Origin of the sequence: Mycobacterium sp. PO1 (assembly GCF_017312405.1) — a bacterium.
Lineage (GTDB): Bacteria > Actinomycetota > Actinomycetes > Mycobacteriales > Mycobacteriaceae > Mycobacterium.
Window position 1 is genome coordinate 1 of record NZ_BLTG01000029.1, and the last position, 25,373, is coordinate 25,373.

A 25,373-nucleotide genomic window follows, 5' to 3' on the forward strand; every position below is an offset into this window, starting at 1 on the left:
CCCCGCCACCGCCACCTCCGCCGGCCACCGAGGCGCCCCCGCCGCCGCCGGAAACGTCGGAGGCACCCCCTCCGCCGCCACCACCGACACCGGCCGCACCGCGCCAGGTGACCTACTCGGTGACCGGCACCAAGGCGCCCGGCGACATCATCACCGTGACCTACATCGACGCGTCGGGGCGTAGCCGCACCCAACGCAACGTCTACATCCCGTGGTCTCTGACGGTCACCCCGATCTCGCAGTCCGAGGTCGGCTCCGTCCAGGCCTCCAGTCTTTTCCTGGTCAGCAAGCTGAATTGCTCGATCACGACCAGCGACGGAACAGTGCTGTCCTCGAATACGAACAACGCCGCCCAGACCAGTTGCTAGGTGACCACACAGCCCATGACATATCTTCCTGACAGCGCCGACCAATCCCGCTCGGGTCTCGACTTCGCCACACTCGACCGGACTGACCGCATTCTGCTCGGCAGCTGTGCGGTGGTCTGGCTGGCGGCGCTCGGTGCCGGGGTGGCCGCGACGGTGGCCCTCGTCGATCTGACGCACGGCCAGGCCGACACCGGCGATTCGGGCACCCCGTGGTTCCTCTACACGGTGATCGGAGTGTCCGCGGCGGTGATCATCGCCGCGGTGCCGTTGCTGCTGCGCGCGCGGCGCAGCTCGGGGGAGAGCAGCGAGGAGACGCCACCGGAGCCGCCCGAGGCCACCGACGAGCGGCCAGCGAGTCAGCGACCCGTCGGGGGCGCGGACGCGCCGACAGAGAAGCTCAGGGCCGCGACGCCGACCGCGGAGGCCAGCGGCCCCCCGCCGCGGCTGCAGCGGACCGCAGAGCCGAGTTCGGTGTCTCCGGCCGTCGACCACGTGTTCCTGCGGTTCGGGGTGGCCATGCTGACCGCGATGGGTGTAGCCACCTTGCTGACCGGCATCGCGACCTACCTGATGGCCGTCGAGACCGAGACGATCGCGTGGGTGCTCTACGGTCTGGCCGGAGTCGTCACCGTGGGGATGGGTGCGGTCATGTGGTATTTCCTGCGCGAGCTCGCCACCCACACCCCCAGCGCCACCGAGTGACCGCCGACGACTGAGCTGTTTCGGCGTTCGCTGCAGCGCCGGCTGCGTACACGAACAGCGCCGACTCGGTACACGAACGACGCCGGCCGCCCGCTGCCGCAGCGCGGCCCCACATCGTTGTCGACGATCCCGGCCTTCGCCGCTGCGGGCCATCGCAACGGAGAGGTCTGCAGGCCGCTGTCGGCTCTCCAGCAACTGGGCCGACGGCGTCCTGTGAACACTGGGCCCCAGGACCTACTGGACCCGCTCAGCGCACACCTGGGCCGCCGCACACCTGGACCGCCGGGGCACACCTGACCCGCCGGCGCACACCTGGACCGCCGGGGCACAACTGCGACGGATTTTTCCGCGAACAACAGGGCGCCACGAAACACCGGGCACGACGAACGGCTGAGCCCTTCACATGACTGGGGCCCTTCATATGACTGGGCCCTTCACATGACTGGGCCGTCCCAGCCTGGCGGCGGGGACGGCCCAGTGCGTTCGTGCGGAAACTACTCGTGGTGGCCGTTCGACGAGCCATTGGAGTGCCCGTTGGACGACCCGTTGGAGTGGCCGTTCGACGAGCCGTTGCCCACGCTGGTGCGCTCCTGATGTTCGCGCAGCGCGGTGATGGCCCGACGCTCGGCGGCGTGAGCCGCCTCGGTGAGCGCCTCGTGCTCGGAGAGCGGGTCGCCGCGCAGGAAGCTCCCCGTCCCCGGGGCCCCACTGGATCCCAGCTTGTTCATCCGCTTGGGCAGAGCCGCGCCCTGGTACTCCAGCGGAATCGCGTGCCCGTGCTCGTCGACCGGGCCGAGCGGCTGATGCAACTCGACATAGGCGCCGTGCGGCAGCCGCTTGATGATGCCCGTCTCGATACCGTGCTCGAGCACCTCGCGGTCGCTGCGCTGCAGCCCCACCGCCCAGCGATAGGTCACCAGGTACACGATCGCGGGCAACAGCACCATGCCGATTCGGCCGATCCACGTCGTCGCATTCAACGAGATGTGGAACTTCAGCGCGATGATGTCGTTCATGCAGGCGAACGTCAGCAGAATGTAGAACGAGATCGCCGCCGCGCCGACCGCGGTGCGGGTCGGAGCGTCACGCGGTCGCTGCAACAGGTTGTGGTGGGCGTCGTCGCCGGAGAACTTCTTCTCCAGGAACGGGTAGGCGATCAGCAGGGCGAAGATCAGGCCCATACCGACAGCCACCCACACACCCTGCGGGATGGTGTGTCCGAAGAAGTAGAACTCCCACGCCGGCCACAACCGGATCAGACCATCGGTCCACATCATGTAGAAGTCGGGCTGGCTGCCCGCCGACACCTGGGAAGGGTTGTAGGGGCCCAGGTTCCAGATCGGGTTGATCTGCAGCAGGCCACCCATCAGGCCCAGGATGCCCACCGTGACGGCGAAGAACGCGCCGGACTTGACTGCGAACACCGGCATGACGCGCACGCCGACCACGTTGGTCTCGGTGCGGCCGGGGCCGGGGAACTGGGTGTGCTTCTGGAACCAGACCAGGGCCAGGTGCACACCGATGAGCGCCAGGATGATGCCCGGGATCAACAGGATGTGCAGCGCGTACAGGCGCGGAATGATGATGTCGCCGGGGAAGTCGCCGCCGAACAGCGCCCAGTGCATCCAGGTGCCGACCAGCGGGATTCCCATCGTGATGCCCGACAGTGCGGCGCGGAGACCGGTGCCCGACAGCAGGTCGTCGGGCAGCGAGTAGCCGAAGAAACCCTCGAACATCGCCAGGATCAGCAGCAACGATCCGATCACCCAGTTGGCTTCGCGGGGGCGCCGGAAGGCTCCGGTGAAGAAGATGCGAGCCAGGTGCACCATGATCGAGGCGGCGAACAGCAGTGCCGCCCAGTGGTGGACCTGTCGGACGAACAGGCCGCCGCGAATCTCGAAGCTGATGTCCAGCGCGGTTTCGTACGCCCGAGACATACCGACACCGCGCAATGGCTGATAGACGCCGTCATAGGTGACGTGTGCCATCGACGGGTCGAAGAACAGCGTCAACCACACGCCGGTGAGCAGCAGCACGAGAAAGCTGTACAGCGCGATCTCACCGAGCAGGAACGACCAGTGCGTCGGGAAGACCTTGTTCAGCTGACGGCGGACCGCGGCGGACGGGTGGTAGCGCGAGTCGATCGCGTCACCCTGCTTGGCGGCGATCTCTGCAGGGCTTGGACGTGGGCTCATGATGTGCGCTCCCAGAATGCCGGTCCGACGGGTTCGATGAAGTCGCCGTTGGCGACCAAGTATCCGTCCTGGTCAATCGTGATCGGCAGCTGGGCCAGGGCACGCGCCGCCGGCCCGAAGATCGGCTTCGCGAACTCCAGTGCGTCGAACTGCGACTGATGGCAGGGGCAGAGGATGCGGTAGGTCTGCTGTTCGTACAGCGAGGACGGGCAGCCCAGATGCGAGCACACCTTGGTGTACGCGAACAGCTCGCCGAAGTTGAAGCTCTCCTGGCCCTTGCGCTTGATGACGCGCTTCATGTCGGCCGCCCGGATGCGGATCAGCATGACCGGGTTGCGCACGCCCATCGCGATATCGAACAGATGGTGCTCGGACTCCACCGTGGTGCCGTCACCGTCGGATTCGCGCCACGGAAACACCGTCTCCATGCCGCCGGCGTCGATGTCCTCGGGTCGCATCTTGACGTAGGGGGAGTCGCCCGGGCGCCCGGTGGCGCGCGCCAGATAGATGGTTTCGCCCTCGAAGCGGGGAGTCCAGCCCGAAGTCCAGAGCACCGCCTTCATTCCCTCGGCGGTCGGGACCACCGGCTTCCACGGGTTCTTGATCAGCCCGCCGATGAAGGCGACCAGCGTGCCCACCCCGAACGCGCCCAGGCCGATGCCCAGCGACAAGCCGATGACCTTGCGCCGCTTGATCGTCGACCCGTCCAGGGCGTTGCCGAGGTTGGCCGCGACGGTCTTGCGGTGCAGCTCGGGGGAGCGGCCGTCGTGGCGCTCCTGAATGGAGATCTCCTCGGGGATGAACTTCTTCTGGTACATCACCGCGCCGATGCCGATCGCCAGGATCGACAGGCCGAACGTCAGACCGTAGAGCGGGGTCGCGAGCGTGTAGAGGAACTCGCCCGGCTCACCGAAGGCCTTGTACTCCCACGGCCAGAACAAGAAGACCAGCAGCAGCGCCAACCCGGCGACGCCGCCCAGCATCAGCCAGGCCGCCACGCCGCGTTCGGCGCGCTTCTCGGCCTTCGTGCCGGGAACCGGCCAGCGCGGCTCTTTGTAGACGGTCTCGACCCCGTCGAGTCGGCCACCCAACTCGACGAGCTGCTCCTGGGTCATCTCGGCCAATTCGGCATCGGTCGGCTGACCGGGAGCGCCTTTCTGGCCCGGGGTGTCGGAGCCTTTGAGATCGTCGTCGCTGTTGTCGCTCATGCGCGGGCTCCGATCCAGAGAGCGGCGGCGATGACGGCCACCATTCCAACGATCCACGCGACCATGCCCTCGGAGGTCGGGCCGAAGCCACCCAGGCCGAGGCCGCCGGGAGTCGGCGTCTGGGCCGACTCGCGGACGTAGCGCACGATGTCACGCTTTTCTTCGGGTGTGAGCTGGCGGTCGGAGAACTTCGGCATGTTCTGCGGACCGGTCAGCATCGCGGTGTAGATCTGTGCGGGATTCGCGCCGCCCAGATCCGGTGCGTACTTGCCGGAGGACAGCGCGCCGCCCTTGCCGGTGAAGTTGTGGCACGAGGCGCAGTTCAGCCGGAACAGGTCACCACCACGGGCGATGTCGTTGCCCAGCAGCGATTCCTGGGCGATCTGGCCGTTCTCGTCGCGCGGGACCACCGGGCCGCCGCCGTTGGCCTGGATGTAGGCGCCCAGTGCGTCGGTCTGCTCCGCGTCGAATTGCGCCGGCTTCTGGGGGGCCTGAGCCTCGCCGCGCATGGCGGGCATACGACCGGTGGAGACCTGGAAGTACACCGCCGCCTCGCCGACCCCGATGAGGCTCGGCCCGCGGTCGGCGACACCTTGCAGGTTGATGCCGTGGCAGGTCACGCAGGAGGTCTCGTAGAGCTGCTGGCCGGTGCGCAGCATCGCCGAGGCCGACTCGTCGGCAACAGCTACCTGTGGCGCGGGCGTGAGCGTGGCGGCCAGACCGCCGGCGACGCCCAGACCGATCGCCAGCAGCAGCGCGCCCGACAGGCGCCGGCGCAGACGACGCCGCCTGACCGACACCGGCTGGTCGGCGGAGGGTGCCTTCTTCGGCATGGAACCCCTTCTCTTCGGACTCATCGGACTCATCGGAGAGATCTCGTCATCGGACACATCGGCGAGCCGGTCTTCGGACACATCGGCGAGCCGGTCTTCGGACACATCGGCGAGCCGATCATCGGACGAAGTAGATGACGGCGAACAGTGCGATCCAGACGATGTCGACGAAGTGCCAGTAGTACGACACCACGATCGCCGCGGTGGCCTGAGCGGGCGTGAACTTGCTCATCTTCGTGCGGGCCAGCAGCAGCACGAAGGCGATCAGGCCGCCGATGACGTGCAGGCCGTGGAAGCCGGTCGCCAGGTAGAACACGGTGCCGTAGGCGCTGCCCGGGATGGTCGTGCCGTGCTCGACCAGGTGCAGGTATTCATAGCCCTGACCCAGCACGAAGAACAGGCCCATCGCGAACGTCAGCGTGTACCAGCGGCGCAGCCCGAACACGTCGCCACGCTCGGCGGCGAAGACGCCCATCTGGCAGGTGAACGACGATGCGATGAGCACCAACGTCACCGGTACCGCCAGGGCAAGGTTCAACTCAGTGGGTGGGGGCGGCCAGACGCCATCGGCTTGCGCGCGCGCGGTGAAATACATCGCAAAGAGCCCAGCAAAGAACATCAATTCACTGGACAGCCAGACGATGGTGCCCACACTGACCATGTTCGGCCGGTTCAGCGAATGTACGCGCGACGTGATGGCGGTTCCCGAGGTCCCTACAGCGCTCGTCACAGAAGCAAGTATGACGCTTTGTAGTTGGCGAACTCCACCCGGGGATGGTTTTGGTCATAAATAGTCGGGTACGCGCGTTGGGAAGTTCCGCGCCGACGTGGGAACATCGCCGTCGTGACTGCCCCGACATGGCCTCAGATCCTCGGAAAACTGACCACCAACGAGGCGCTGGCGCCCGGTCAGGCCGCGTGGGCGATGGACCAGATCATGACGGGTACCGCGACACCGGCTCAGATCGCGGCGTTCGGCGTGGCGATGAAGATGAAGCGGCCGACCTCGGCCGAGGTCACCGAACTCGCCGACATCATGCTCAAGCACGCCCGGCGCGTCCCCACGGACAAGATCGGCACCGACACCGTCGATGTCGTGGGTACCGGCGGCGACGGGGCCAACACCGTCAATCTGTCCACGATGGCGTCGATCGTGACCGCCGCGGCCGGCGTGCCCGTCGTCAAGCACGGGAACCGCGCCGCCTCGTCGCTGTCCGGCGGCGCCGACACCCTCGAGGCGCTCGGCGTACGCATCGACCTGGGGCCTGATGAGGTGGCGCGCTGCGTGGCCGAGGTCGGCATCGGATTTGCGTTCGCCCCCCAGTTCCATCCCTCCTACAAGCACGCGGGGGTGGTGCGTCGCGAGATCGGCGTGCCGACCGTGTTCAACCTGTTGGGCCCGCTGACCAACCCCGCGTCCCCGCGGGCGGGACTGATCGGCTGCGCGTGGGCGGACCTCGCCGAGGTGATGGCCGGCGTGTTCGCCACCCGAGGGTCCAGCGCGCTGGTCGTGCACGGCGACGACGGACTCGACGAATTGACGACGACCACGACCAGCACCATCTGGCGGGTGCAGGCCGGCACCGTGGAGCGGTTGACCCTCGATCCGGCTGCGTTCGGATTCGCCCGGGCGGACATCTCGGCGCTGATCGGCGGTGACGCCGAAGCCAATGCCGCGGAGGCCCGGGCAGTGCTGGGGGGCGCCACGGGCCCGGTGCGCGATGCGGTGGTGCTCAACGCGGCGGGCGCGTTGGTCGCCCACGCGGGGCTATCCAGCGACGCCCAGTGGGTGCCTGCCTGGCAGTCGGGCCTGGCCCGCGCTGCCGAGGCGATCGACTCCGGGGCGGCCGAGCAGTTGCTCGCGCGTTGGGTGCGGTTCACTCAGCAGTTCTGACGAGGCGCTCCACTGCGCCATCACATGCTCCGAGGCAAGTCGCGCCGAACGTGCCGATGCCGACCATGTCGCATGCCGGCCGGCGGCCCCCAGGGGTGAGCAGTAGCCGGGATCGGCCCGCACGATGCGCACTCCGGGCGCGGTCAGCCAGCGTGCGATCAGCGCCGTTTCCTCGATCAACGCACCGCCCAACGGCGCGTCGGCGGGCAACACGGTCTGCGCGCCGGCACTCAGCGCCTCCACAACCGGCATCGGCGGGACACCGCGCCGCGCGCATCCTGCCGCGGCGAGCTGACCGTGCCGCACCACGGCGAACTGCCAGCCGTGGTCGCCGTCGGGCTTGGCGGCGACGAGCTCGGCGACGTCGGCCAGGGCGCGTAGCCGCTGACCACGCCACAGCACGTCGATCGCGGCGGCGGTGCGGTCGCGCAGACGCGCGGCCGTCTCGTAGCGGTTGCGCTCGGCGAGCTCGGCGATGTGGGCCAGCATCGCCGTGAGGGGGCGGTCGTTGCGGCCGTCGATGACCGCTCGTGCCTCGGCGATGGCGGCGGCGTACTCGTCGGAGCGGGAGCCGCGTACCGCCGGGCACGGCGAGACCTCATGGTCCGGGCAGGCCGGTCCATGCACGGCCGAGCGGCCCAGCCGGGAGGTGCACGTCCGCACCCCGGTGTAGCGGGCCAACAGGGCCGCGGCGTCCTGGGCATCGGCCCGGGCGCGGAACGGTCCGACCGCGCTGCGTGCACCGGGCGTGCGCACCACCGAGAATCGCGGGAACGCCTCATCGGTCAGCGCCACCCACCACCAGCGGTGCGGGAACTTCGAGCGCCGGTTGTACGGCGGGGCATGCGCGGCCAGCAGCCGCAGTTCCCGGACCCCTGCTTCCAGGTCGTGGGCGCACTCGACGTGATCGACCCCGACGGCCAGAGACGCCATCTCCTTCATCCGCGTGCGCGGATCGGCGCCGGTGAAGTATTGCGCCACTCGGCGCCGCAGGTCGACCGCGGTGCCGACGTAGAGCACCTCCGCCGACGGACCACGGAACAGGTAGACGCCGGGGGCGGCCGGTAGCCCGCGAGCCAGATGGCGCTTGGCCCGCTGGGCCGGTGTCACGTCGGGCAGGTAGGCGCGAAGATCGGTGTAGGTGTGCACGCCCTGGTTGCCCACCCGGGCGATCAGGGCGTGCAACACGTCGACGGTCGCACGGGCGTCGTCGAGGGCGCGGTGCGTGGGTGTGGTCGTGGCGCCGAACAACGTGGCCAACGCGGAGAGCTTGACGCTGGGTGCCTCGTCGCGGGTGAGCACCCGGCGGGCCAGCTTGACGGTGCACAGCACCGGTGGTTTGGGCCAGGGCAGGTGGTGGCGCTGGGCCGCGGCGCGCAGGAACCCGACGTCGAAGCCCGCGTTGTGAGCCACCAGCACCGCCCCTCGGCAGAACTCGAGGAAGGCCGGCAGCACGGCGTCGATCCGCGGGGCGTCGTACACCATCGCCGTGGTGATGCCGGTGAGCGCGACGATCTGAGGCGGGATGTGGCGACCCGGGTCGACGAGGGTCGCGAACTCACCCAGGACCTCGCCGCCGCGCACCTTCACCGCGCCGATCTCGGTGATCTCGTCATGTCGGTCACCGCTCGCCCGACCTCCCGTGGTCTCGAGATCGACCACGACGAAGGTGGTCTCGCGCAGGGCCGGGCCGGCAAACGGGTCGGAGGACGGGTCGACGTCGGTGAAGCTGAGCTGACCCATGGGGTGAACGTAGGCGGCGCCGGTGACAAGTCCGGGGAGGCGGGCCGGATGGGACGGGAACTGTCAGACCCCGCGGATACCGTCCGGTCGTCTGCCATCGAAAGGAGGCCGCCATGGCCCAGGAACAGCTGCCGCCGGGCGAAGAGCCGGATACGGGCACGGTGACCATCGACTGTGACGACTGCGCGGTCCGCGGTCCGGGCTGTCAGGACTGCGTCGTCAGCGTGCTTCTCGGCGTGCCGGACAATTTGCTCGTCGACGAGCAGCGGGCGCTCGAGGTGCTCGCCGAAGTGGGTCTGGCACCGAGGTTGAGGTTGGTCCCGATCCATCGGCACGGAAGCGCCGGAGTTGCCTGACGACACGCCCCAGCTTCGACACTGTCCAGACCTTCGGGGTGGCTGTTAAATTTGCGTCTCCTGTTGGACAAGGCCGATGCCGTTTCGTAACCTGTCTGAGACCTTAGAGCAGTTCGAGGCGGCTCGTTACGGCAGTTGAAGGACACACAAATCTTGAGGCTCGACCGCGCGCACCGGACCATCAATCGTTTTCGGCGACCCTTCATCAGTGTGATCGTCGGCGTGGCCATGGCTGGCGCCGCGCTGGCCGGACAGGTCGGCGCGGATCCCGCCGATGACGCGCTGGCAAAGCTGAATGATCTGTCTCGGCAGGCCGAGCAGACCACCGAGCTGATGCATTCCGCCCAGCTGGATCTGGACAACAAGCTCGCCATCCAGCAGGAGGCCGAGGCCAAGCACGCCAGTGACCTCGCCGCGCTCGACGCCGCGAGATCCGAACTCGCGCACTTCCAGCGTTCCGTCGACACGCTCGCCGCCGCCGAATACATGGGAGGGCGCACGTCGGGCTTCAACGCGATGTTGACGGCGTCGTCCCCGCAGGGCTTGATCGATCAGCTCGCGGTGCAGCGGGTGATGGCCTCGGAGATGCAGGCCCAGATGACGGCGTTCCGCGACACGGGGCACCGGGCCGAGCTCGCCGAGAAGGCGTCGGCCGCGTCGGCGACGGAAGCGAAGACCGCCGCCGAGCAGGCCGCTGCAGTGCGCGCCGACCTGCAGTCCAAGCAGAGCCAGCTGCAGGTGCAGATCGCCATCGTCAAAGCCCAGTACGAAGCGCTCACGCCGAATCAGCGTGAAGCGCTGGCCGCCATGCCGCCACCGCCCCCGGTTCCACCCGCTGCGGCACCGGTTCCGCCCGGCCAGGACCCGGCGATCATCGCGGCTCCGCCCGCGCCGCCGCTGCTGCCCGGCCTGCCGGACGCACCGCCGCCGCTGCCCGCCCCACCCGGAGCGATCCCGCCGGGTGACGTCGCGGCGCCCGGCTCGCCCGCGGCGACGACCGTCATCCAGGCCGCGCTGAGCCGGATCGGTTCGCCGTACTCGTGGGGTGGCTCCGGTCCGAACGCCTTCGACTGCTCCGGACTGGTGATGTGGTCCTTCCAGCAGGCCGGCATCTCGCTGCCGCACTCCAGCCAGGCCCTGGCACGCGGTGGCCAACCGGTGTCGACGGACCAGATGCAGCCCGGCGACCTGGTCATCCAGTACTCCGATGCCTCGCACGTGGGGATCTACATCGGTGACGGAATGATGGTGCACGCATCGACGTACGGCACCCCGGTGCGCGTCGCGCCGGTCAGCAATGCGCCGATCTACAACGTCCGTCGTTACTGAGTCGCCCGCCGTCTCCGGACGGCGCGGGTCCCGCGCTCGCCGTCGCCTGGGGGCGCTGCTGGGGGCCGAACTGCTCTCTGCGGTGCTCGTGCTGGGCGGGCCGCAGGCCGTGCCGGCGGGCCCAGCGCTGGCCGCCCCCACAGCCGGCCCGGTGGCACGTGTCGCGCCCGCGCTGTCTCCTCGCACCGTCGACCTCTCCGACGGCCGTACGGCTCACCTCATCGATCTGGGCGCCGCAGACGGAGGTGCGCTGCTCGATCGCATCGCCGCCGAACTCCCCGCAGCGTCGGCCGCCGTCACCGGCTTCTGGGGTCCGCAGTGGCCACGCAGCGTCACCGTCGTCGTCGCCGGATCCGGCGAGCAGTTCGCCGTCCTCGCCGGCGGCGGGGCCGACGAGGCGGCCACGACGACGGCGCAGCGCATCACGTTCTCGCCGGCGGCCGCCGCAATGACCGACCACGATCTGCGAATTGTGCTGCGCCACGAGCTGTTCCACTACGCGGCGCGGGCGCAGACCGCGGCCGATGCCCCGGTGTGGCTCACCGAAGGGGTCGCTGACTATGTGGGTCGTCCGGCCACGCCGTCCCCGCCGGTGCCCGCCGAGGGGTCGGTGCCGACCGATGCCGAGCTGAACACCGCGGGGCCGCAGCGCTCCGCGGCCTACGACCGGGCCTGGTCGTTCGCCACCTACATCGCCGACACCTACGGCGAGCCCGCACTGCGTGAGCTGTACCTGGCGGCCGGGGGCCACGGTCACCGCGGCGCTGCCGCGGCCGTGCGGGATTCGCTGGGTGTCGAATGGCCCGACGTTCTGACTGGGTGGCGGCAGTGGCGCCCGGACGGCGCGCGATGAGCCGAGTCCTGCTCGTCACCAACGACTATCCGCCCCGCCCCGGTGGTATCCAGTCCTACTTGGAAGCGCTGGTCGGCCATCTGGTGGATCGGCCGGGCGGCGGCTCGCTGACCGTCTACGCGCCGAAGTGGAAGGGCGCCGAGGCGTACGACGAGAGCGCCGCCGCCGACGGGTACGAGGTGGTCCGCCATCCCGGCACCCTGATGCTGCCGGAGCCGACCGTGGCGACGCGGATGCGTCGGCTGATCACCGAGCGCGACGTGGACACGGTGTGGTTCGGCGCCGCCGCTCCGCTGGCATTGCTGGCACCGCTGGCCCGTTCCGCCGGAGCCGAGCGGGTGATCGCGAGCACGCACGGTCACGAAGTGGGCTGGTCGATGCTCCCACTGGCACGTACCGCGCTGCGCCGCATCGGGCACGACACGGACGTGGTGACCTACATCAGCGCCTACACCCGGCGCCGATTCGCCTCGGCGTTCGGTCCGGACGCAGCGCTCGAGCACGTTCCGCCCGGCGTGGACACCGAGCGCTTCGTCCCCGACGAGGTGGCGCGCGCCGAGATGCGGGCGCGCTACCGGCTCGGTGACCGGCCCGTGGTGCTGTGTCTGTCCCGGCTCGTGCCGCGCAAGGGCCAGGACATGCTGATCCGTGCGTTACCGACGATCCGGGAGCGGGTCCCCGGTGCCGCGTTGGTGATCGTCGGCAACGGTCCCTACCGCAGCACCCTGACCCGGCTGGCGGAGTCCTTCGGGGTGTCCGACGACGTCGTGTTCACCGGCGGCGTGCCGGCCGAGGAGTTACCCGCCCACCACGCCATGGCCGACGTGTTCGCGATGCCGTGCCGGACGCGGGGCGCCGGGCTGGACGTGGAGGGTTTGGGCATCGTGTATCTCGAGGCGTCGTCGTCCGGGGTGCCGGTGGTGGCCGGCCGCTCGGGCGGCGCTCCGGAGACCGTCGTGGACGGCGAGACGGGACTGGTCGTCGACGGCTGGGATGTCGGCGCCGTCGCCGCCGCTTGCGGTGACCTGCTGGCCGACCCGGACCGTGCCGTGGCGATGGGTGCAGCCGGACGCCGGTGGGCCGTGGAGCACTGGCAGTGGCGCCGCCAGGCCGACCGGCTGGCCCGGCTGCTCTAGCCTTTGGCGTACAACGCGTCGATGTCGGCGGCGAATTTCTCGGCGACGACCTTGCGCTTGACCTTCAACGTCGGGGTCAGTTCCCCGGTGTCCTCGGTGAAGTCCACGGGAAGAACCCGGAACTTGCGGATCTGTTCGGCCTTGGACACCGCCTGGTTCGCCTCCTTGACCGCCAGCTCGATTTCCGAGCGCAGGTCCGGATCGTCGACCAGATCCGCCACCGACGCATCCGAATCCTTGTGGTGGCGTTCCTTCCAACCGGGGAAAGCCTCCGTGTCGATCGTGATCAACGAAGCGATGTAGGGCTGAGCGTCGCCGACGCACATGGCCTGGCTGATCAGGGGGTGCGCCCGCAACCGGTCCTCGAGCAGTGCCGGGGCGACGTTCTTGCCCCCCGCGGTCACGATGATCTCCTTCTTGCGCCCGACGATGGTCAGGAATCCGTCCTCGTCGACCGAGCCGAGGTCGCCGGTGTGGAACCAGCCGTCGGTGAAGACCTTGTTGGTCTCCTCCTCGTTACCCCAGTAGCCGCCGAACACGACGCCACCCTTGACCATCAACTCGCCGTCCTCGCCGAGGTACATGCTGTTGCCGGGCAACAGTTTGCCCACCGAGCCGACCCGAAGCTCGCCCACCCGGTTGACGGTGATCGCGGCGCTGGTTTCGGTCAGGCCGTAGCCCTCGTAGATGGACAGCCCCACGCCACGGTAGAAGTGGCCGAGGCGGGCGCCGAGCGGGGCCCCGCCGGAGATGGCGGCATGGCAGTGTCCTCCGAGCGCGGCGCGCAGCTTCCCGTAGACGAGCTTGTCGAACAGCGCGTGCTTGAGCCGCAGCACCAGGCCGGGGCCGCCGGTGTCCTGGGCTTCGCTCCAGGCGATCGCGGTTTCGGCGGCGATCGTGAAGATCTTGCCCTTGCCGTCGTTCTCCGCGTTCTGCTCGGCGGTGTTGTAGACCTTCTCGAACACCCGCGGCACCGAGACCACCAGGGTGGGCTGGAACACCGAGAACATCGGCACCAGGTTCTTGATGTCGCTGGTGAATCCGAGGGTCACCCCGTTGGTGAAGGCGCCGATCGTCAGCGCCCGCGCCAGCACATGGGCCAGCGGCAGGAAAATCAGCAGCTTTTCACCTTTGGCCAGGTGATCGGGGAAGCAGGCCTTGGCGCCACGGATCTCGTAGAGCAGGTTGGAGTGGGTCAGCTGGCAGCCCTTGGGCCGGCCCGTGGTGCCCGAGGTGTAGATCAACGTGGCCGGGGCGGCCGACCTGATGCCGGCCAGGCGCTCCTCGACCGCGGCATCGTCCACCCCGCGGCCGGCCTCCGCCAGCTCCTCCAGAGCTGCGGTGCCGCTGCCGTCGATGCAGTACACCGACTGCAACGCCGGTAGCGTCGCACGCTGCTGTTCGATCCGTTCGGCGTGCTCATCGGTCTCGGCGAACGCGGCGACCGCGCCGGAGTCGGAGAGCACGAACTGCACCTGTTCGGCAGAACTGGTCTCATAGATCGGCACCGTCACCGCGCCCACCGAGAGGATGGCGAAGTCGAGGATCGGCCACTCGTAGCGCGTCGCCGACAGGATCGCCACCCGGTCGCCGGGCGCGACTCCGGCGGCGATGAGACCTTTTGCCGCCGAACGGATCTGTTGGGCGGCCTGGGCGCAGGTCACGTCGACCCAGCTGCCGTCGACCAGTCGCTGGAAGATCACGTGGTCGGGATCGTCGCGCTCGTGAACGTAGACGGCGCTGACGATGTTGTCGTTCTCGCCGACGGTGAATGATGCAGGGACGCTGTACTCGCGCACGGTGGACACCCTCTCGTGATTCTCAGGCGGCTCGACAAACTGCGCTGCCGTGTCCAGAATAGTCGGCCCGCCAGGGCGCTCGGGTAGGCATTGGATCGCCGTATGTGAAGCTTGTCTGTCATGAACAGCATCCAGATCGCCGACGAGACGTTCATCGCGGCCGATCCCACCGACGTCGGTGCCGCTGTCGCTGATCAGGCCAGCTGGTTGCGGTGGTGGCCCGATCTGCGGCTGACCGTCGTCGAGGACCGCGGCGAAGTCGGCCAGCGCTGGACCGTCACCGGCGCGTTGACGGGCACGATGGAAGTGTGGCTGGAACGCATGATGGACGGCGTCGTGCTTCACTACTTCCTGCATGCCGAGCCGGCCGGCGCCGCAGCTTGGGAGTTGGCCAAGATGAACCTGCCGGCGATGAACCACCGGCGCCGGGTCGCCGGAAAAGACATGGCGTTCGAGGTCAAGCGCAGACTGGAGGCCAGCCGGCCGGTGGGGGTGTCCCGACTGGCGTGAAGTGCGACGGCCGGACATCCTCGACAGAGTAGATTTCCTGGCAGCGACCAGACCTCGCTTCAACAACTGGGGAAGAGTTTCAGTGGCGGACAAGACGGCGCAGACCATCTACATCGATGCGGACCCCGCGACGGTGATGGACGTCATCGCGGATATCGGGTCCTATCCCGACTGGGTGGCCGAATACAAGGAGACCGAGGTACTGGAGTCCGACGACGCCGGGTATCCGAAAGTGGCCCGGCTGGTGTTGGACGCGTCGGTGCTCAAGGACAGCATGGTGCTGGCCTACGAGTGGCCGGCCGACCGCAGCTCGGTGACCTGGTCGCTGGTGTCGAGTACGTTGCTCAAGTCGCTCGACGGCGCATATCGGTTGGTGGCGAAGGGAACCGGCACCGAGGTCACCTATGAGCTCTCGGTGGATCTGATCATCCCGATGATCGGGTTGCTCAAACGCAAGGCCGAACGACGTCTGACCGACACCGCGTTGAAGGACCTGAAGAAACGAGCCGAGGCTGACTGAGCGCGGGAGCGCCGCCGACGCCGCGCGGCTGGCCGGGGAGTGCCGGGTCAGCCTGTTCGTCGGCAAGGGCGGTGTAGGCAAGTCGACGCTGGCCACCGCCACGGCAGTGCGGGCGGCGCGGGCCGGCATGCGGGTGCTGCTGGTCTCCACCGACCAGGCGCACTCCATCGGTGACGTCCTGGGGACCGCGGTCGTGCCGACCGGTCGCGGTGCGCCCACCCGAGTGCTGGCCGATCTCGACACCGCCGACTCCGGCGGTGGCCTGCTCGACGCCTTGGCGCTGGACACCCTGGCTCTGCTGGGCGACCGTTGGCGCGACGTCGCCGTGCTGCTTTCGCACAGATTCCCCGATTCCGAGGTGGGAGACATTGCCCCCGAAGAGCTTTCGGCTCTCCCCGGGGTGCAGGAGGTTCTCGGGTTGCATGAGGTCGGCGAGCTCGCCGACTCGGGCCGCTGGGAGCTGATCGTCGTCGACTGCGCATCGACAGCCGATGCGATGCGGATGCTGACCCTGCCGGCCACCTTCGGCCTCTATCTCGAGCGGGCCTGGCCGCGGCACCGCCGGCTGGCCGGCATCGACGATGCTCGTTCGGCCGCGCTGGTGGAACTGCTGGAACGCATCGCGGCCGGCACCGATCGGCTGGGCACCCTGCTGTCCGACGGGTCGAGGGTCAGCGCCCACCTGGTACTGACCGCGGAGCGGGTAGTGGCCGCCGAGGCGGTGCGGACGCTGGGTTCGCTGGCGTTGATGGGTGTGCAGGTAGCCGAGCTGATCGTCAATCAAATTCTGGTGCAAGATGATTCGTTCGAATACCGCAACCTCCCGGAGCATCCCGCGTTCGACTGGTACGCCGAGCGGATCTCCGAGCAGCGCGCGGTTCTCGACGATCTCGACCGCGCGATCGGTGACGTCGCACTGGTCATGGTGCCGCACCTGGCCGGCGAGCCGATCGGCCCCAAGGCACTGGGCGAGTTGCTCGACAGCGCCCGCTCCCGTGATGGTGCGCCGCCGCCCGGCCCGCTACGCCCGGTCGTGGACAGGGAAAGCGGCAGCGGCGTGGACGCGGTCTACCGACTGCGTGTGCAGCTGCCACAGGTCGAGTCGTCGGCGCTGACGTTGGGTAGGGTCGACGATGACCTGATCATCGGCGTCGGTGGATTGCGGCGTCGGGTCCGACTGGCATCGGTGCTGCGACGGTGCACCGTGACCGACGCCCAATTGCGCGGCAGCGAGTTGACCGTGCGGTTCCGACCGAATCCGGAGGTGTGGCCGGCGTGAGCGGCAGTGATTCCCACGCGGAACTGCGCGCGCTGGCCCAATCCATTCTGGATCGGCTCGAACCGGCGGTGCGGATGGCGGCCGCCCGTGCGCAGAGCGCCGGGACCGCCGGCCCGTGCCAGCAGGTGTGGTGCCCGGTCTGTGCGCTCGCCGCGCTGATCTCGGGTGAACAACACCCGCTGCTCGACGTCGTCTCCGAGCACTCGGTGGCGTTGTTGAGCGTCGTCAAGGCATTGGTCGACGGCATCGACACCGGCAACACCGGGCCGACGCCCCCACCGGAGCCCGACGGTCCCCCCGAGGGTCCGACGCCGCCCGATCCCGGTGGTCCCGTCGGGCCCGCCGGCCCGTCTTCGCACACCCCGGGCCCCGGGCGCTATCAGCACATCCCGGTGACCGTGGAGGAGTGAGCTGCACCGTGTGGTCGCACGCACACGGCGTGGGTACAGTTGTCGCAGAGCACGGCTGACGCGGAGGGTCCATGTGGTATTGGCTGTTCAAGTACATCTTCATGGGGCCGTTGTTGAGCCTGCTCGGCCGCCCCAAAGTGGAGGGCCTCGAACACGTCCCGCAGTCCGGGCCGGTGATCCTGGCCAGTAACCACCTGGCGGTCGCCGACAGCTTCTATCTGCCGCTGGTGGTCAGCCGGCGCATCACCTTTCTGGCCAAAGCCGAGTACTTCACCGGTACCGGGCTCAAAGGCTGGTTCACCCGGTGGTTCTACACCGTGGCCGGTCAGGTCCCGATCGACCGGACCGATGCTGACAGCGCGCAGAGCGCGCTGACAACCGCCGAGCGCATCCTCGGTGAGGGCAAGCTTCTCGGCATGTATCCCGAAGGCACCCGGTCGCCCGACGGCCGCCTCTTCAAGGGCAAGACGGGGCTGGCCCGGGTGGCGCTGACCAGCGGGGTGCCGGTGATCCCCGTGGCGATGATCGGCACCGACGTCGTCAACCCGCCGGGAAGCAAGATGTGGCGGTTCGGCCGGGTGCAGGTCAAGTTCGGCAAGCCGATGGACTTCACCCGCTTCGACGGACTGGCCGGAAACCGCTTCATCGAGCGCGCCGTCATCGACGAGGTGATGTACGAGTTGATGCGCCTGTCCGGGCAGGAGTACGTGGATCTCTACGCTGCTGACGTCAAAGAGGGAAAAGAACCGGGAGCGGTGACCCCGCCGACACGGCTCCCTGAGGCAGCCGCAGGCTGAGCCGGCGAATCCAGGCAGGTCGGCTGAGGCGGCAAGTCCAGAAGTGGTTCGGGATCAGGCCTGCACCGCGGACGCCGGCTGGGCATCGGTGACGTGGCTGCCCGGCCCAGTCTCGCCGCCGGAACATCCGCGGACCGTTCCGGCCACGACGATCACGGCCAAGGCCCACCACAGGTACGAGCTGCCGGCCAGTTGTCGCCACAACGAGGCGGCCGTCTCCTGATGCTCGGGCAGCAGCGAGATCGGCGACCAGATCATCAGCGCCAGCCCCGCCGCCGACACGGCGCCCAGCGCCGGATTGCGCAGACGCACGGCCAGCACCGCCGCCACCAGGACCGCGGGCAGTGCCCACACCCAGTGGTGTGACCATGAGACCGGCGAGACGGCCAAGCCGAACATCGCCACGCAGATCAGCGCCAGCACCGGCTGACCGGCCTTGAGCGCGCGGCGCGCGGCCCACACCGTCACACCCAGTACCGCGAAGCTGAGCGCGACCCAGAGCGCGAAGCGCAGGCCCGAGTCCAGACCCAGCCGGGCCAGTGCCCCGGCGATGTTCTGGTTGGTGTTCAGCGTCGCGGCACCGATGCGGTCGGTGTTGGTGACGGTGTGCGTCCAGTAGTCCCAGGAATCCCGCCACGCCAGAGCGAAGCCCACCAGGGTCGCCGCGATGACCGTCACCGCGCTGACGGCGAGCGCCCGGAGATCGCGGCGCAGCAGGAAATAGAGCAGGAACACGGCCGGGGTGAGCTTCAACGCGATCGCCAGACCGAGCAGCATGCCCCGCGGCCACGGTGTTCGGCGCGGCACACAGTCGGCGATGACCAGGGTCATCAACACGACGTTGATCTGGCCGAAATCGAAGTTCGAGTCGATCGGCTCGAGGTAGATCACCGCGGGGGCGACGATCGCCGCGGCGAGCCACCACCGTCTGGCCCAGGCCGGCTCACCGGTCACCCGGGTGGACGGCCAGACGTCCAGCCTGGTCAGGACGATCACCAGCGACACCAACAGCAGGACCAGGGTCGTCACCGTGATGGCCACGCTGGCGCCTTCCAGCGGCAGCAGCGCGAACGGCGCGAACATCACCGCGGCCAGAGGCGGATATGTGAAGGGCAGGTCGATTCCGCCCTGCGTCGCGAAGAACACCCCGTCGCCGTACAGCGGGCGGCCGTCGAGCCAGGCTTGTCCGCCCATCCGGTAGACATCGACGTCGATGCGGTACGGGATGCGGCCCAACAGCCGCCACCCCGCCCAGGCCAGCGCCACCAGAGTCAGCACTTGAAAGAGCCGCCACGCCAGCACGGGCGCCCAACCAGCCCCGCCGGGCGACCGCAGAGTACTCATCTCGCCCACCAGCCTATCGGGGACATCCGGCGAGTCGGCGGGTATCCCGGGCATGTCACGTGCAGGTCGGCGTAAGTTTTCTGCGTGCGCCCCACCCTGGACCTCGACTTCGGCCTGCCCACGGGGATCCCGTACTCGCGGTTGCCGCTGGTCTGTTGCCTGGTGGCGTTCATCCTGACGTTCTTCGTCACCCGCACGATCGTGCGATACATCCGGCGCCATGCCGGCAGCGACAAGCCCCGCAAATGGTGGCAGCCGCGCAACATCTCTGCCGGCGGCGGCCTGCACATCCACCACGTCGTGATCGGGGTGATCCTGGTCATGGTCTCCGGCGTGGCGATGGTCACGTTGGCGGTCGACGGGGGAGTACCCGAGTTCACTGCGGCATCAATTCTTTTCGGAATCGGCGCGGCGCTGGTCCTGGACGAGTTCGCGCTGATCCTGCACCTGTCTGACGTGTACTGGTCCGAGGACGGCCGAGCCTCGGTCGACGCGGTGTTCGTCGCGGTCGCGGTGGCGGGGCTGTTGATCATGGGCTTCAACCCGCTGTCCTTCTTCGACATCGGCATCTGGCAGAACGACCATTCCGTCGGGGCACGCGTCGCGGTCGTCGTCTCGGCGGTGCTCACGTTGCTGCTCGCAGTGGTGGTGCTGCTCAAGGGAAAGGTCTGGACCGGGCTGGTGGGCATGTTCATCACCCCGCTGCTGTTCGTCGGTGCGATCCGGCTGTCGCGCCCCCACGCCCCGTGGGCGCGCTGGCGCTACACGACACGGCCCCGCAAGATGCACCGGGCCCTCGAGCGGGAGCGCTGGTTGCGCCGTCCGGTGGTGCAGGCCAAGCTGTGGCTGCAGGACGCCATCTCGGGGATGCCGAAGTTCCCCGATGACGCCAAGGTCAACGAGCAGCTCGACCGGGAGATCCACGCGGCGCCCGCCCCGCCGGACCGCGAGCCCGACAACCGGAAGGTCGCCTGAGCGTGCGGTACTTCTATGACACCGAGTTCATCGACAACGGCCGCACGATCGAACTCATCTCGATCGGTGTCGCCGCCGAGGACGGCCGCGAGTACTACGCGATCTCCACCGAATTCGACCCCGAACGGGCCGGACGATGGGTACGCAAGCACGTGCTGCCCAAGCTGCCGTCGCCGGCTTCGCCGCTGTGGCGGTCCCGGCGCCAGATCCGCTCCGAGCTGGAGGACTTCTTCGGCATCGACGGTGACGATCCGATCGAGCTGTGGGCGTGGGTCGGTGCCTACGACCACGTGGTGCTGTGCCAATTGTGGGGACCGATGACCGATCTGCCGCCGGCCATTCCCCGCTTCACCCGCGAACTGCGGCAGTTCTGGGAAGACCACGGCTGCCCGCGGATGCCGCCCCGGCCCCGCGACGCCCACGACGCGCTCGTCGACGCCAAGCACAACCTGGTGCGCTACCAGCTCATCACCGGGCGGGAAATGCGGTTTTGACCCGCGGTTACCATTGACGGGTGAACTGGACCGTCGACGTACCCATCGATCAGCTGCCTGCGCTTCCGCCGCTGCCCGAAGAGCTGCGGCACCGCCTCGACGCCGCGCTGGCCAAGCCGGCGCTGCAGCAGCCGTCCTGGGACCTCGACCAGGCCTCGGCGATGCGCACCGTGCTCGAAAGCGTGCCTCCGGTCACCGTCCCGGCGGAGATCGAGCGGCTCAAGTCGCACCTGGCCGATGTCGCGCGCGGCAAGGCGTTCCTGCTGCAGGGCGGCGACTGCGCCGAGACGTTCGTCGACAACACCGAACCGCACATCCGGGCCAACATCCGGACGTTGCTGCAGATGGCGGTGGTGCTGACCTACGGCGCGAGCATGCCGGTGGTCAAGGTGGCGCGGATCGCGGGCCAGTACGCGAAGCCGCGCTCGGCCGACATCGATGCCCTCGGGCTCAAGTCCTACCGCGGCGACATGGTCAACGGCTTCGCCCCCGACGCCGCGGTGCGCCAGCACGATCCGTCGCGGTTGGTGCGCGCCTACGCCAACGCCAGCGCGGCGATGAACCTCGTCCGCGCGCTCACGTCGTCGGGGCTGGCATCGCTGCACGCCGTGCACGACTGGAACCGCGAATTCGTGCGGACGTCGCCCGCCGGGGCCCGCTACGAGGCACTGGCGGGGGAGATCGACCGCGCGCTGACGTTCATGACCGCATGCGGGGTCGATGACCGCAACCTGCAGACCGCCGAGATCTACGCCAGCCACGAAGCGCTGGTCCTGGACTACGAGCGCGCGATGCTGCGCCTGGACACCGGCGATCCGGAAGCCGAGGACCACAGCCCCAAGCTGTACGACCTGTCGGCGCATTACGTGTGGATCGGCGAGCGGACCCGTCAACTCGACGGCGCGCACGTCGCGTTCGCCGAGGTCATCGCCAATCCGATCGGTATCAAGATCGGCCCGTCGACGTCGCCGGAGTTGGCGGTCGAGTATGTCGAGCGGCTGGATCCGAACAATGAGCCCGGCCGCCTCACACTGGTCAGCCGCATGGGTAACCAGAAGGTGCGCGATGTGCTGCCGCCGATCATCGAGAAGGTGCAGGCGTCCGGGCATCAGGTCATCTGGCAGTGCGACCCGATGCACGGCAACACCCACGAGTCGTCGACGGGGTACAAGACCCGCCACTTCGACCGCATCGTCGACGAGGTGCAGGGCTTCTTCGAGGTGCACCATTCGCTGGGAACCCACCCGGGGGGCATCCATGTCGAGATCACCGGCGAGAACGTCACCGAATGCCTGGGCGGTGCTCAGGACATCTCCGACACCGACCTGGCCGGGCGCTACGAGACGGCCTGCGATCCTCGGCTGAACACCCAGCAGTCGCTGGAGCTGGCGTTCCTGGTCGCCGAGATGTTGCGCGACTGACGAAATCCCATTTCCCGGGCTACAGCAGGTTCTGCAGGTTGCTGCCCAACGTCCACGCCCCGGCTGCGCAGAGGCCGGCCAGCGTCAGCACCGCGACGACCCAGAACAACAATGCGCGCCGAGCGCGCTGCCGTTCCCAATGGAATTCGGACAGCTCGATGCCGGCGAATCGGCCCGTGGGCTCAGGGGCCTCCTCATCGGTGGCCGGTTGCGGCGGGGGGAGTTCGTCGCGCTCGTAAGCCTTGGTGTGGCCCCCGGGAGTCCCGGTGCCCGCGCCGAGGTGATGGGTCGGCGCCGACTGGTGCAGCGCTGACTGGTGTGCCGCCGAGTGGCGTGGGGCCGGCACCCGAAACGGGGGGAGGAACAGTTCGGTGGCGATCGCGTCGAGCTCCTCGCCCATCTCGGCGGCGTCGGCGAACCGGTGCGCGGGGTCGCGCGCGGTGGCGCATGCCACGAAGTCGTCGAATTGGCTTGGCACACCGGTGATGACGGAGCTCGGGGCGGGCACGTCCCGGTCCATCCGCTGATAGGCGACCGCCAACGGGGTGTCCCCGGTGAACGGTGTCACCCCGGTCAGCAGCTCGTAGACCAGCACGCCGACGGCGTAGACGTCCCCGCGGGAGTCGGTCTCGCCGGTGGCCACCTGCTCCGGAGCCAGATATGCCGCGGTCCCCAGAATCACACTGGTCGAGGTGATCTTGGCTTCGGCCATCGCACGTACCAACCCGAAATCGGCGAGCTTGACCTCGCCGTCGTCGCTGATCAACACGTTCTCCGGCTTGATGTCGCGGTGCACCAGACCGGCCCGGTGGGCCACCGCCAGCCCGCCGAGTAACGGACGCAGCACGGCCACCACGGCGTGCGGTGGCATCGGCCCGCGTTCCCTGAGCAGCTCTCGCAGCGTGCCGCCTTCGACGAGTTCCATCACCAGAAACGGGTGTTGGCCGTCGAGGCCCTGGTCGTGGACCGCCACCAGCCCGGGATGCTTGAGGCGCGCGACCGCTCGCGCCTCACGTTGGAAGCGGGTCAGGAAATGCTCGTCGCCCGAATACCGGGACTCCATGATCTTCAGCGCCACAGGACGATCCAGGCGTAGGTCCAGTCCGCGGTACACCCCGGACATGCCGCCGGTGGCGATCAACGCGTCCACCCGGTAGCGGTGGTCGAGAACGGTCCCGGTCAGCGGGCCCGCCTGCTGGTCGGTCGTCACCGCACACATGTTACGAGCCGAGCTCACCGCGCCGGTCCAAGCAGCCGCCCGCGCCGGGTCGATGCCCTTAGACTCGGTGCGGTGAGCAGCATTCCGACCGCCCAAGACGTGCTGGGGCCCGACGAGGATGTCTACGAGCTCCCCGCGGTGGCGCGGCTGTTGGGAATCCCGGTCAGCAAGGTCGCCCAGCAACTTCGAGACGGGCACCTGGTCGCGGTGCGCCGGGACGGGGCGATCGTCGTGCCCAAGGTGTTCTTCGACGACGACGGACACGTCGTCAAGAGCCTGCCCGGGCTGCTGATGGTGTTGCACGACGGCGGATACGAGGAGACCGAGATCGTGCGGTGGCTGTTCACCCCGGATCCGTCGCTGACCATCAGCCGGGACGGCTCGACCGAACGCCAGGCTAATGCCCGCCCGGTCGATGCGCTGCACTCGCATCAGGCCCGTGAGGTGGTTCGTCGCGCCCAGGCGATGGCGTACTGACGTCTGATTTTCCGCTTCCGGCGGCGAACTCGGGGGCGCGGTGCAACCAGTACCACGCTCCTACTGCGCAGGCGGTGGCCAGAAGGACGTGGGGCAATGAGTACATGCCGTGCGCGCCGTCCGGTTTCCAGATCACGGTGATCCATGTCGACAGTCCGGCGATCAACGCGACCGCCGGGCGGGACTGTGCCAGCGCGGCGACCACAGCCAGCGGCCAGGTGTAGTACCACGGCAGGGCGGCGGGCACGAACAGCACCACCACCCCCATCAGCAGCGCGATGCCCATCAGCGCTTCTCGGTCGGTGTGGCGGAACCGCCACCACAACAGCGGCGCCGACACCGCGATGACGAGGATGCCGATGATGCGGGTGGTTTCCAGCACGGCGTAGAAGTTGACCGGGACGAACAACCCGCCCACCGAGTTGATCACGTTCGCGGTGGCGGTCGGGACGGTCAGCCAGTTGATGATCTTGACCGATCCCGCGAGCGCCGTCAGCCAGCCCAGTCCGACGCCGGCCAGCAGTGACATGACGGCGAACACGGCACCGAAGATCACCAGGGACGCCGCCGTGGCCGCAGCGAATGCCTTGACCGGCGCGAAGCCCCGGCGTTGCCGGAGGCCGCGCATCCACACCCACACCATGAACGGAAGAGCCAGCCCGGCGGTGGCTTTGACAGCTACCGCCACCGCGATCAGGGTGACGCCCCAGGCGTGCCGACCGCGGAAGGAGAGGGCGATGCCGGCCATCATCAGGCCGACCATGAGCATCTCGTTGTGCACGCCGCCCATCAGATGGATGATCACCAAGGGGTTCAGCGCGCAGATCCACAGCGCCGCCGCGCCGTTGGCGCCGACGTGGCGGGCCACCCGGGGAGCCGCCCAGATCAACAGGACCAGCCCCGGCAGCATGCACAGCCGCAACAGCATGGTGCCCGCCACCACGTCGTTTCCGACGAGCATCGTGACGAATTTCGCGACCAGGATGAAGGCCGGGCCGTACGGGGCCGTGGTGGTCGTCCAGATCGGGCTGACGTTGTCCAGCAGCGAGTTCACGTTCGCGATCGGCCCGACGGCGTACGGGTCGAAGCCGTCCCGCAACAGGGCGCCCTGCGCCAGGTAGGAGTAGGTGTCGCGGCTGAACACCGGCGCGCTGAGCAGCAGGGGGAGCAGCCAGAATCCGGTGGTGACGACCATCGTGTACTCGGTCGCCGAGCGGTCGACGACGCGGCGGCCCAACCACAGCCACGCCAGCAGCATCAGCGCCACCCCGGCCCACAGCAGGATCGAGGACAGCACCAGCCCGTGCCCGAACCGCAACCACGACAGGTGCATCGACTCCAGGACCGGGTCGTTGACCCGGGTGCTGCCGGCGCCGAGCCCGCCGGCGGCGATCATGGCGGCGCCCAGCGCGCCGAGCAGGGCGGGGCGCCCCTCGGCCGACAGCGCGAACAATTTCAGGTCGCGCAGATGAGGCCTCAGGCGGGCAGGTGCGACGGGTGTGGTCATGCGC

General features: G+C 68.7%; 24 protein-coding genes and 1 pseudogene. 16 read left to right on the forward strand and 9 right to left on the reverse strand.

All coding sequences use genetic code 11. The annotated features are described in order from the left end of the window. A partial coding sequence (locus J3476_RS12665) for an MmpS family transport accessory protein (RefSeq protein ID WP_286182960.1) occupies nucleotides 1-368 on the forward strand: 368 nt, incomplete at its 5' end. Between the two features lie 15 nt (nucleotides 369-383). Then, nucleotides 384-1,070, forward strand: coding sequence for a DUF2561 family protein (locus J3476_RS12670; protein WP_207066823.1), 687 nt, complete (start codon nucleotides 384-386; stop codon nucleotides 1,068-1,070). 494 nt (nucleotides 1,071-1,564) lie between these two features. On the opposite strand, the gene J3476_RS12675 is transcribed toward J3476_RS12670, so the two are convergent. The 4 genes from J3476_RS12675 to J3476_RS12690 form a co-directional block, all read right to left on the reverse strand. Continuing rightward, nucleotides 1,565-3,265, reverse strand: a complete 1,701-nt coding sequence (locus J3476_RS12675) for a cytochrome bc complex cytochrome b subunit (protein WP_207066824.1) — start codon at nucleotides 3,263-3,265, stop codon at nucleotides 1,565-1,567. Next, entirely contained in the window at nucleotides 3,262-4,473 is a 1,212-nt protein-coding gene (locus J3476_RS12680) for a ubiquinol-cytochrome c reductase iron-sulfur subunit (RefSeq protein ID WP_207066825.1), read from the reverse strand. Before J3476_RS12680 ends, J3476_RS12675 begins: the two co-directional genes overlap by 4 nt. Beyond that, nucleotides 4,470-5,306 carry a c-type cytochrome gene (locus J3476_RS12685; protein WP_163676535.1) on the reverse strand — a complete coding sequence of 279 codons (837 nt, stop codon included), beginning with the start codon at nucleotides 5,304-5,306 and terminating at the stop codon, nucleotides 4,470-4,472. Before J3476_RS12685 ends, J3476_RS12680 begins: the two co-directional genes overlap by 4 nt. 118 nt (nucleotides 5,307-5,424) lie before the next feature. After that, the gene (locus tag J3476_RS12690) at nucleotides 5,425-6,036 is read right to left on the reverse strand and encodes a heme-copper oxidase subunit III (RefSeq protein WP_163676532.1); all 612 of its coding nucleotides are present in this window, start codon (nucleotides 6,034-6,036) and stop codon (nucleotides 5,425-5,427) included. Between the two features lie 105 nt (nucleotides 6,037-6,141). On the opposite strand from J3476_RS12690, the gene trpD reads away from it, so the two are divergent. Further along, nucleotides 6,142-7,200, forward strand: coding sequence for an anthranilate phosphoribosyltransferase (gene trpD, locus J3476_RS27945; RefSeq protein WP_286182963.1), 1,059 nt, complete (start codon nucleotides 6,142-6,144; stop codon nucleotides 7,198-7,200). Here trpD and J3476_RS12695 read toward each other — a convergent pair. Then, nucleotides 7,138-8,943 (reverse strand): annotated as a pseudogene (locus tag J3476_RS12695) (DEDD exonuclease domain-containing protein); the annotation flags it as partial. The gene trpD and the pseudogene J3476_RS12695 overlap by 63 nt on opposite strands. A gap of 113 nt (nucleotides 8,944-9,056) precedes the next feature. Between J3476_RS12695 and J3476_RS12700 the strand changes: the two are divergent. From J3476_RS12700 to J3476_RS12715, 4 genes are all read left to right on the forward strand, one after another. Beyond that, nucleotides 9,057-9,299, forward strand: coding sequence for a hypothetical protein (locus J3476_RS12700; protein ID WP_152517638.1), 243 nt, complete (start codon nucleotides 9,057-9,059; stop codon nucleotides 9,297-9,299). 153 nt (nucleotides 9,300-9,452) lie between these two features. Then, on the forward strand, nucleotides 9,453-10,628 hold the full coding sequence (gene ripC, locus J3476_RS12705) for a peptidoglycan hydrolase RipC (RefSeq protein ID WP_207066827.1): 1,176 nt from the start codon (nucleotides 9,453-9,455) through the stop codon (nucleotides 10,626-10,628). Continuing rightward, the gene (locus tag J3476_RS12710; RefSeq protein WP_207066828.1) at nucleotides 10,597-11,481 is read left to right on the forward strand and encodes a basic secretory protein-like protein; all 885 of its coding nucleotides are present in this window, start codon (nucleotides 10,597-10,599) and stop codon (nucleotides 11,479-11,481) included. Before ripC ends, J3476_RS12710 begins: the two co-directional genes overlap by 32 nt. Beyond that, nucleotides 11,478-12,617: a glycosyltransferase family 4 protein gene (locus tag J3476_RS12715; protein ID WP_207066842.1), complete on the forward strand. Its 1,140-nt coding sequence runs from the start codon at nucleotides 11,478-11,480 to the stop codon at nucleotides 12,615-12,617. Before J3476_RS12710 ends, J3476_RS12715 begins: the two co-directional genes overlap by 4 nt. Here the strand turns inward: J3476_RS12715 and J3476_RS12720 are convergent. Next, complete coding sequence (locus tag J3476_RS12720; protein WP_207066829.1) at nucleotides 12,614-14,416, reverse strand: long-chain fatty acid--CoA ligase; 1,803 nt, start codon at nucleotides 14,414-14,416, stop codon at nucleotides 12,614-12,616. The two genes, J3476_RS12715 and J3476_RS12720, sit on opposite strands and share 4 nt — an antisense overlap. 120 nt (nucleotides 14,417-14,536) lie before the next feature. Between J3476_RS12720 and J3476_RS12725 the strand changes: the two genes are divergently transcribed. The 5 genes from J3476_RS12725 (at nucleotide 14,537) to J3476_RS12745 (ending at nucleotide 17,932) form a co-directional block, all read left to right on the forward strand. Beyond that, on the forward strand, nucleotides 14,537-14,926 hold the full coding sequence (locus tag J3476_RS12725; protein ID WP_207066830.1) for a polyketide cyclase / dehydrase and lipid transport: 390 nt from the start codon (nucleotides 14,537-14,539) through the stop codon (nucleotides 14,924-14,926). 82 nt (nucleotides 14,927-15,008) lie between these two features. Continuing rightward, nucleotides 15,009-15,446 (forward strand): SRPBCC family protein, encoded by a 438-nt coding sequence (locus J3476_RS12730; protein ID WP_152517632.1) that lies wholly within the window; start codon nucleotides 15,009-15,011, stop codon nucleotides 15,444-15,446. Further along, nucleotides 15,439-16,725, forward strand: coding sequence for an ArsA family ATPase (locus J3476_RS12735; RefSeq protein ID WP_207066843.1), 1,287 nt, complete (start codon nucleotides 15,439-15,441; stop codon nucleotides 16,723-16,725). Before J3476_RS12730 ends, J3476_RS12735 begins: the two co-directional genes overlap by 8 nt. After that, the gene (locus J3476_RS12740) at nucleotides 16,722-17,135 is read left to right on the forward strand and encodes a hypothetical protein (protein WP_207066831.1); all 414 of its coding nucleotides are present in this window, start codon (nucleotides 16,722-16,724) and stop codon (nucleotides 17,133-17,135) included. The genes J3476_RS12735 and J3476_RS12740 overlap by 4 nt, the downstream gene beginning before the upstream one ends. 71 nt (nucleotides 17,136-17,206) lie before the next feature. Beyond that, nucleotides 17,207-17,932 carry a 1-acyl-sn-glycerol-3-phosphate acyltransferase gene (locus tag J3476_RS12745; protein WP_152517629.1) on the forward strand — a complete coding sequence of 242 codons (726 nt, stop codon included), beginning with the start codon at nucleotides 17,207-17,209 and terminating at the stop codon, nucleotides 17,930-17,932. A gap of 54 nt (nucleotides 17,933-17,986) precedes the next feature. Here J3476_RS12745 and J3476_RS12750 read toward each other — a convergent pair whose 3' ends face one another. Next, on the reverse strand, nucleotides 17,987-19,276 hold the full coding sequence (locus tag J3476_RS12750) for a glycosyltransferase 87 family protein (protein WP_207066832.1): 1,290 nt from the start codon (nucleotides 19,274-19,276) through the stop codon (nucleotides 17,987-17,989). A gap of 84 nt (nucleotides 19,277-19,360) precedes the next feature. Between J3476_RS12750 and J3476_RS12755 the strand changes: the two genes are divergently transcribed. From J3476_RS12755 to J3476_RS12765, 3 genes are read left to right on the forward strand one after another with little or no spacing between them, the layout of a single operon-like run. Continuing rightward, nucleotides 19,361-20,251: a hypothetical protein gene (locus J3476_RS12755; RefSeq protein ID WP_152517627.1), complete on the forward strand. Its 891-nt coding sequence runs from the start codon at nucleotides 19,361-19,363 to the stop codon at nucleotides 20,249-20,251. Between the two features lie 2 nt (nucleotides 20,252-20,253). After that, on the forward strand, nucleotides 20,254-20,745 hold the full coding sequence (locus tag J3476_RS12760) for a polyadenylate-specific 3'-exoribonuclease AS (protein ID WP_152517626.1): 492 nt from the start codon (nucleotides 20,254-20,256) through the stop codon (nucleotides 20,743-20,745). Nucleotides 20,746-20,765: 20 nt separating this feature from the next. Then, nucleotides 20,766-22,166 (forward strand): class II 3-deoxy-7-phosphoheptulonate synthase, encoded by a 1,401-nt coding sequence (locus J3476_RS12765; protein WP_207066833.1) that lies wholly within the window; start codon nucleotides 20,766-20,768, stop codon nucleotides 22,164-22,166. Nucleotides 22,167-22,185: 19 nt separating this feature from the next. On the opposite strand, the gene J3476_RS12770 is transcribed toward J3476_RS12765, so the two are convergent. After that, nucleotides 22,186-23,385 (reverse strand): protein kinase, encoded by a 1,200-nt coding sequence (locus J3476_RS12770; RefSeq protein WP_207066844.1) that lies wholly within the window; start codon nucleotides 23,383-23,385, stop codon nucleotides 22,186-22,188. A 72-nt stretch (nucleotides 23,386-23,457) separates the two neighbouring features. On the opposite strand from J3476_RS12770, the gene J3476_RS12775 reads away from it, so the two are divergent. After that, nucleotides 23,458-23,862: an Rv2175c family DNA-binding protein gene (locus J3476_RS12775; RefSeq protein WP_207066834.1), complete on the forward strand. Its 405-nt coding sequence runs from the start codon at nucleotides 23,458-23,460 to the stop codon at nucleotides 23,860-23,862. Here the strand turns inward: J3476_RS12775 and J3476_RS12780 are convergent. Next, a complete protein-coding gene (locus J3476_RS12780) occupies nucleotides 23,783-25,369 on the reverse strand; it encodes an alpha-(1->6)-mannopyranosyltransferase A (RefSeq protein WP_207066835.1) in 1,587 nt (528 codons plus the stop codon). The two genes, J3476_RS12775 and J3476_RS12780, sit on opposite strands and share 80 nt — an antisense overlap. Nucleotides 25,370-25,373 lie beyond the last annotated feature (4 nt).

Bases quoted from the DNA above. Each gene is read 5' to 3' on its own strand.
- J3476_RS12770 (WP_207066844.1), bottom strand. From the start codon at position 23,385: ATGTGTGCGGTGACGACCGACCAGCAGGCGGGCCCGCTGACCGGGACC.
- J3476_RS12700 (WP_152517638.1), top strand. From the start codon at position 9,057: ATGGCCCAGGAACAGCTGCCGCCGGGCGAAGAGCCGGATACGGGCACG.
- J3476_RS12710 (WP_207066828.1), top strand. From the start codon at position 10,597: ATGCGCCGATCTACAACGTCCGTCGTTACTGAGTCGCCCGCCGTCTCC.
- J3476_RS12725 (WP_207066830.1), top strand. From the start codon at position 14,537: ATGAACAGCATCCAGATCGCCGACGAGACGTTCATCGCGGCCGATCCC.
- J3476_RS12750 (WP_207066832.1), bottom strand. From the start codon at position 19,276: ATGAGTACTCTGCGGTCGCCCGGCGGGGCTGGTTGGGCGCCCGTGCTG.
- J3476_RS12675 (WP_207066824.1), bottom strand. From the start codon at position 3,265: ATGAGCCCACGTCCAAGCCCTGCAGAGATCGCCGCCAAGCAGGGTGAC.
- J3476_RS12670 (WP_207066823.1), top strand. From the start codon at position 384: ATGACATATCTTCCTGACAGCGCCGACCAATCCCGCTCGGGTCTCGAC.
- J3476_RS12745 (WP_152517629.1), top strand. From the start codon at position 17,207: ATGTGGTATTGGCTGTTCAAGTACATCTTCATGGGGCCGTTGTTGAGC.
- J3476_RS12685 (WP_163676535.1), bottom strand. From the start codon at position 5,306: ATGCCGAAGAAGGCACCCTCCGCCGACCAGCCGGTGTCGGTCAGGCGG.
- J3476_RS12715 (WP_207066842.1), top strand. From the start codon at position 11,478: ATGAGCCGAGTCCTGCTCGTCACCAACGACTATCCGCCCCGCCCCGGT.
- J3476_RS12780 (WP_207066835.1), bottom strand. From the start codon at position 25,369: ATGACCACACCCGTCGCACCTGCCCGCCTGAGGCCTCATCTGCGCGAC.
- J3476_RS12680 (WP_207066825.1), bottom strand. From the start codon at position 4,473: ATGAGCGACAACAGCGACGACGATCTCAAAGGCTCCGACACCCCGGGC.